Below are 6,055 nucleotides of genomic sequence, written 5' to 3'. Positions count from 1 at the left end.
GGCAAAGCAGGCCGATATAAGATTTGGCAACATCACCATTTGAATATTCAGGGTTACGAGAAATATTTGGTAATTTATAGGCATTTAACTTTGAATCTAAATTTGTCTGATTTAGTAGGTTTCCTACAATAGCTAATCCTGCTTGGGCAGTAATTCGTTCATTCGTAGCTTCTATAATAAACTTTTTCATGAAATCACCTGATTGTGGAATTGGTTAAAATGGAACTCTGTCCATATTATACTAGATTTCATGCGGGTTTTTCGAGATTGAATGAAAATTTCGTCACGGATTCAGGTAATTGTCAAAAGTGCTTCAGCAAATTGGATATCATCTATTTCTTCACAATACATGTAAAATAATTGTCCGAGTGTTCGAGGATCCTCTTCCTCTCTAGCGCGTAAGGATAGCATCAAATACCTTAGAAATACAATGGTCGTATGAGCAAACATTGAGTCATAGCTCTGACATTGAAATTCTTTACCTAGTTTTAGATATGATTTTGTCACTTTAAAGAAGCATTCAATATCCCAACGTTTGCCATAGATACGCACAACGTCTTCATCTGTGTGATTCATATTGGTCGTAAGTAGAGCTAACCACTTTTTTGAGCGATTACGGTCACGCACAAAGACGATACGTGCTTGAATTTCTTGTCCGTATTCATCATTGTGTCCTAATCCGACGACAATAGATGCCAAAATTTTAGCACGTCCACGCTTTTTACGAACCATTTTATAGAGTTGGCTTAATCGATAGGACTGCCCTTCATAATGGTAGGAAACCCTTGGTAAATCTTTTAGCATACAGACTACATCAAGGGAATAATTCCTGACGATTTTAGCGATGGTACTTGGAAAGGCAAACCAGCTGTCAAATAGAACGGCCTTAGCCCCTAGCTTTTCGGGATCAACAGCATTCAGTAGGTTGAACATCGTTTCCGTAGTTTTTTGGATAGCTTCCTTACGGCGTTTGTAACCAACAGTCCGTTTATCGATGCTTGAATCCATTTCTTGAAAACGATTTTTAGCTTTGGGAGAACTTAAATGTGAAAAGGCAAGAGGTAGAAAGGTAGCCCCATCTGACCAGCCAAGGGTAAGCATGCGAAATCCTTTGAAATACACATGATGTGCATGATCCTTCGCCTGTGCAAGCAGCTCAACACATTTACTCCGGTTTCGATAAAAGGCAGAATCGTCAAAGATCAGTACACAATCACGTCTTTCAGACGTAAGGGGACGGATAAACTTTTCTATGAGATAGGTGGAAACCAGAACCAACAGTTTACGCCAATTGTAAGTAGGATTCTTTAATAGGTCATAGACAACATCCTTCCGGAAATCTTTCGGGATGCGATCTGATTTAAGTGCTCGTGAAAAACTCATTCCATGAAGAACGAGAGAGAAAACGAACCGGATTATAGAAAGAGCGGAGACCCCCTTTACCTTGTGAATATTGGACCGATGTAAGAATACGCCTAACTTCGCTTGTTTAAAAAATCGTGTAGTTTCCGAGTAAATGTTTTCTTTTTGGTTTAAATCTGGTAAAATGGTAGCCATAAAAGACATCCTTTCTTTGGTGGTTTGGTTACCTTAATTTTACCAAGAAATGGGTGTCTTTTTTACACTTTTTAATAAAAAAATCAGTTTCAGGCTTGATTTTATAAGGGATTATGTCACTTTTTTTACTCCGAAACTTGAGTTATAATAATATTAATCTTTCTTTTGTTCCCGGCAAAATCCGGCACTTATTGCAAAGGCCGTGCCACGGTCAAAAGGACAAAATACAATACATATTTGGGGGAATTCTTATGTTGTTTGGCGGTATCGAAGCAGGCGGCACAAAGTTTGTGTGTGCGGTTGGGGATGAGAACGGCACCATTCAGGACCGGGCCGAGTTTCCAACCCGTACGCCTAAAGAAACAATGGAAGATGTCGAAGCCTTTTTTTCACGGTTTAAAATCAAAGCGATCGGGATTGCTTCATTCGGCCCGATTGATGTCAATCCGGATAGTAAGACATACGGATACATTACCACAACACCAAAAACCGTGTGGCAGCATTATCCGTTGAAACAGGTGGTTGAAAAAGCGCTGGGTGTACCGGTCGGATTTACAACCGATGTAAATGGCGCAGCACTCGGCGAGCAAATGCTTGGTGCAGCAAAAGGGCTTGACAGCTGCCTTTACATAACAGTGGGTACCGGCATCGGCGCCGGCGCAATTGTCAAGGGGAAGGTGCTTGAAGGATTGTCACATCCGGAAATGGGCCATGTTCTTGTACGCCGCCATCCGGAAGACCATTATGAGGGCGCTTGTCCGTTTCACAAAGACTGTTTGGAAGGATTGGCTGCAGGCCCTGCAATCGAAGCACGCTGGGGCCAAAAAGGCAAAGAACTCGCCGGCCGCCCCGAAGTCTGGGAAATGGAAGCCGATTATTTGGCGCAGGCACTGATGCAGTATATTTTAGTCGTTTCGCCGAAAAAAATTGTCATGGGCGGCGGCGTCATGCATCAAAAGCAGCTGTTTCCGCTCATCCATAAAAAACTGGCAGCATTCATTAACGGATATGTCCAGCTTCCGGAACCGTTATCAGAATACATCACAGCACCCGGCCTTGGCAACGATGCCGGCATTACCGGCGCGATCCTGCTTGGGAAACAGGCATATGAAAAGCGTTTAATACTTTGAAGGAAAGGGAAATCCGCAAAAAGAAACGGCAGCCTTTTTCAACGAAACTTTTTTTGCCTCTATGCGTATAAAAAATGAAGGAGAAAGGAGGCCGCAGCATTGGCATTAACACTCGAGCACGTCACCAAAACATTCGGTTCATTTACAGCCGTTCATGATTTATCTATCACCATTCCGGAAAAAGAAATGTTCGGATTCCTGGGGGCAAACGGTGCCGGGAAGACGACAACATTCCGGATGATCCTGGGGCTGTTGAATGCAAATAGCGGCAGCATCACTTGGAACGGGAGAGTGATAGACTACTCTGCCAGCCCCGAAATTGGCTATTTGCCGGAAGAACGGGGCCTGTATCCGAAGCTAAAGGTAAAGGACCAACTTGTTTATCTTGCCCGTTTGAGGGGAATGGGCCGGCTGGATGCGCAACAGGAATTAAAAAAATGGCTGGAACGGTTTCATATCGGGGACTATTATGACAAAAAGGTAGAAGAATTGTCCAAAGGCAACCAGCAAAAAATCCAATTTATCACAGCTGTTTTACATAGGCCAAAGCTGTTGATCCTGGATGAACCGTTCAGCGGGCTTGATCCGGTTAATGTGGAAATTCTAAAAACAGCGGTAACAGAATTGAAAGACAGCGGCGCAACGATTGTATTTTCGAGCCACCGGATGGAACATGTTGAAGAGCTATGTGAACATCTGTGCATCATGCACCATGGCAGTCCGGTCGTATCCGGAAGCTTGCGGGAAATTAAAAAGGCATTTGGAAAGAAAAATATTACGATTCAAGCTGATTTTGATCTCGAATTTTTGAGCCGTTACCCGGGCATTGTAAAGTATAAAAAAACCGCGCAGGGAGCAGAATTGCAAATTGACCGGGAAGAAGTCTCACAGCAAATCCTGGCTGCCGTAAATGGAAAAGGATTTGTCCGCAAATTTGCCTTGGAAGAACCGTCGTTAAATGATATTTTCATAGAAAAGGTGGGCGCTTCTTATGAATAAATTCGGCATTTTGCTGGGACATTCCTATATATCCAAATTAAAATCGAAATCTTTTCTCATCACAACGGCCATTTTGCTCATCGGTGTTTTGGTGATGGGCAATATGAACCGCATCATAGATTTATTTTCCGGCGGCAGCCAAAAAGATAAAATTGTCGTGATTGACCAAACACACAACCTTTACCAGCCGTTTAAACAGCAGTTGAAGATGATGAACAGCGATATCCGGCTGTATCAGGCGGAGGGCAGTGAAGCAGAAATAAAAAAATCTGTAATGAACGAAAAGTATAAGGGATATCTGGTTATTTCCCTCGACCAGGCACATATGCCGCAAGCCACTTACAAAGCAACTGAATTAACCGATACGGCTATCACAAACCAGCTCAAGCAGGCGCTGCAGGCTGTAAAAGGAAATATGGCTGCAGCTGAATTGAAGTTATCTTCGGAGCAGCTGATGCTTTTAAACAGCCCGGTGTCTTTTAAAAGTGTAAACCTTCAGCGCGATGTAAAATCGGAAGAAGAACTGGCGCAGGCACGGGGCCTCGTTTATATTTTGTTGTTTGCGATCTATTTTGCGGTGATTTTTTATGCGAGCGCAGTGGGAACAGAAGTGGCGACAGAAAAGGCATCCCGCGTCATGGAAATTTTGATTTCCAGCGTGTCCCCCGTCCAGCAGATGTTTGCCAAAATTCTTGGCGGTGCGCTGCTGGGGCTGACGCAAATGGCTGTTTTGCTGGCGGCGGCATACTTTTCGGTAAAATCGAACCTCAAAACATTATCGGGTGGTTTTTTCGATTTCTTCGGGTTTTCAGATATTGAAGTTTCAACCATTATTTACGCAGTTGTGTTTTTCCTGCTGGGTTACCTGCTGTATGCAACATTGGCGGCACTTTTGGGTTCGCTTGTAAGCCGGATTGAGGATGCGCAGCAAATGATGATGCCGATGACATTTTTGGTAATGATCGGCTTCTTCCTGGCGATGGCAGGGTTGGGGAACCCGTCCGCCACGTATGTCACCGTGCTTTCATATGTCCCGTTTTTTACGCCCATGCTGATGTTTTTACGCGTGGGGATGCTTGATCTTCCGATGTGGGTTGGCATTTCCGGTGCAGCCGTTTTGCTTGTTATGATTGTACTCATGGCGATCATCGGCGCACGCATTTACCGCGGCGGTGTGTTATTGTATGGAAAAAGCAATTCACTCAGAAGTATCAGGAAGGCTTTGCAATTATCAAAAGGAGAATGATGATAAGAAGCTGCTGCTGTCTGTTTTAACTCTCCCTCCAAAGGGTAAACTAAGCATATCGAACAAATGGAGCGAACCACATCCAATTGGGGGGAGTTTGTATGAATAACTTTACCAGGAAAAGCATTGTAGCGTGTACGATTGTCGGTTTTATCGCACTGGTACTGATCTTGAGTTACTTCATATTTTTCAGCAAATAACGATGCCTTGTGTTACAAGCTTTTGCCGATCCGCCAAAAAAAAACGGCGTACCGTTTCTGAAACGGTGCCGTTTTTTTGGCGGATTTTATTTTGCAAAAATACCGCTCGAGTGTAGAAGGTGAAAGTGGTATAAGCGGATTACAAAGTCGATAGAAACAGGGAAGGAACGCGGATGCCTGTCACGTTCCTTCCTTAAAAAATTATTTTGGCACCCCAAGAAATAAGTTTTGAATTTTCTATTTAAAGAATTCCCAAGGAACGTATAAACAAGCCCAGTGAGGGACAGATTACTTTTTTTCATTACGGTTCCAAGAAATTAAAGGATTTTTTTATTTTTGGTTGAATACACAGAAGGAAAATAATTTTTTCTTGTAAAATAGAATTAACATACAAAAGACATAAAGGGGTTGTTTTTTAATGTTCAAAATATTTGATTATGGTTTTATCTTAACATTTACAGGGCTATGTATGTTGTTTATTTATAACTTAGTTAACGCTTATTCTGGTGCAGAAATCAGTAGTGACTTAGCAGATAGCATATCGTTTATTCCTCGTCTATTTTTGATTCTCGGACTCATTCTTATTGTGGTTTCCATACTTATTTGGGTTAAAAAATGGGCAAAAATGAAGGCAAAAAAATGTCTTAATCATTACTCAACTTTCGCAGACTGAAACTGGCAGGTAAGCCTTGATATAGTTAGGCAAACCCGCGATCCATTGTTGTAGTTGACTTTTAATTAACTTTTGGATTCTTTTTTTCGTATATTTTAGGGTATCTTCAAGAAGCTCGATTAATTGCTGTAAAGCTACTGCCCAATCAAGGTCATTTATTTCATCACACAATTCATAGAACATGCCACCAAGCGTTCGCTCGTCATTACTACATCGATTTTGCCAAGAAAGTACAATATACCTTGCGAAT

At 42.3% G+C, this 6,055-nt stretch carries 3 protein-coding genes and 3 pseudogenes; 3 read left to right on the top strand and 3 right to left on the bottom strand.

Annotated features, from left to right (window positions below; translation table 11 throughout):
* Together C232_RS19680 and C232_RS18990 are read right to left on the bottom strand one after the other, a co-directional pair.
* Positions 1 to 190 (bottom strand): annotated as a pseudogene (locus C232_RS19680) (IS1380 family transposase); the annotation flags it as partial.
* 107 nt (positions 191 to 297) lie between these two features.
* Positions 298 to 1,557 (bottom strand): annotated as a pseudogene (locus C232_RS18990) (IS4 family transposase); the annotation flags it as partial.
* A 251-nt stretch (positions 1,558 to 1,808) separates the two neighbouring features.
* Between C232_RS18990 and C232_RS0117865 the strand changes: the two are divergent.
* The 3 genes from C232_RS0117865 to C232_RS0117855 all read left to right on the top strand — a co-directional run bounded on the left by C232_RS0117865 (position 1,809) and on the right by C232_RS0117855 (position 4,932).
* Positions 1,809 to 2,687 carry an ROK family protein gene (locus tag C232_RS0117865; protein ID WP_018665474.1) on the top strand — a complete coding sequence of 293 codons (879 nt, stop codon included), beginning with the start codon at positions 1,809 to 1,811 and terminating at the stop codon, positions 2,685 to 2,687.
* Positions 2,688 to 2,786: 99 nt separating this feature from the next.
* Positions 2,787 to 3,686: an ABC transporter ATP-binding protein gene (locus C232_RS0117860; protein ID WP_018665473.1), complete on the top strand. Its 900-nt coding sequence runs from the start codon at positions 2,787 to 2,789 to the stop codon at positions 3,684 to 3,686.
* Positions 3,679 to 4,932: an ABC transporter permease gene (locus C232_RS0117855; RefSeq protein WP_018665472.1), complete on the top strand. Its 1,254-nt coding sequence runs from the start codon at positions 3,679 to 3,681 to the stop codon at positions 4,930 to 4,932. The genes C232_RS0117860 and C232_RS0117855 overlap by 8 nt, the downstream gene beginning before the upstream one ends.
* Positions 4,933 to 5,787: 855 nt before the next feature.
* On the opposite strand, the pseudogene C232_RS18985 reads toward C232_RS0117855, so the two are convergent.
* Positions 5,788 to 6,055: pseudogene (locus C232_RS18985) on the bottom strand (IS4 family transposase); the annotation flags it as partial.

It is taken from the genome of Heyndrickxia acidiproducens DSM 23148 (genome assembly GCF_000374345.1).
Lineage (GTDB): Bacteria > Bacillota > Bacilli > Bacillales > Bacillaceae_C > Weizmannia > Weizmannia acidiproducens.
The sequence above is the reverse complement of the archived record's forward strand: the minus strand, read 5'-3'. Positions and strand labels throughout refer to the sequence as shown.

Bases quoted from the DNA above. Each gene is read 5' to 3' on its own strand.
- C232_RS0117865 (WP_018665474.1), top strand. From the start codon at position 1,809: ATGTTGTTTGGCGGTATCGAAGCAGGCGGCACAAAGTTTGTGTGTGCG.
- C232_RS0117855 (WP_018665472.1), top strand. From the start codon at position 3,679: ATGAATAAATTCGGCATTTTGCTGGGACATTCCTATATATCCAAATTA.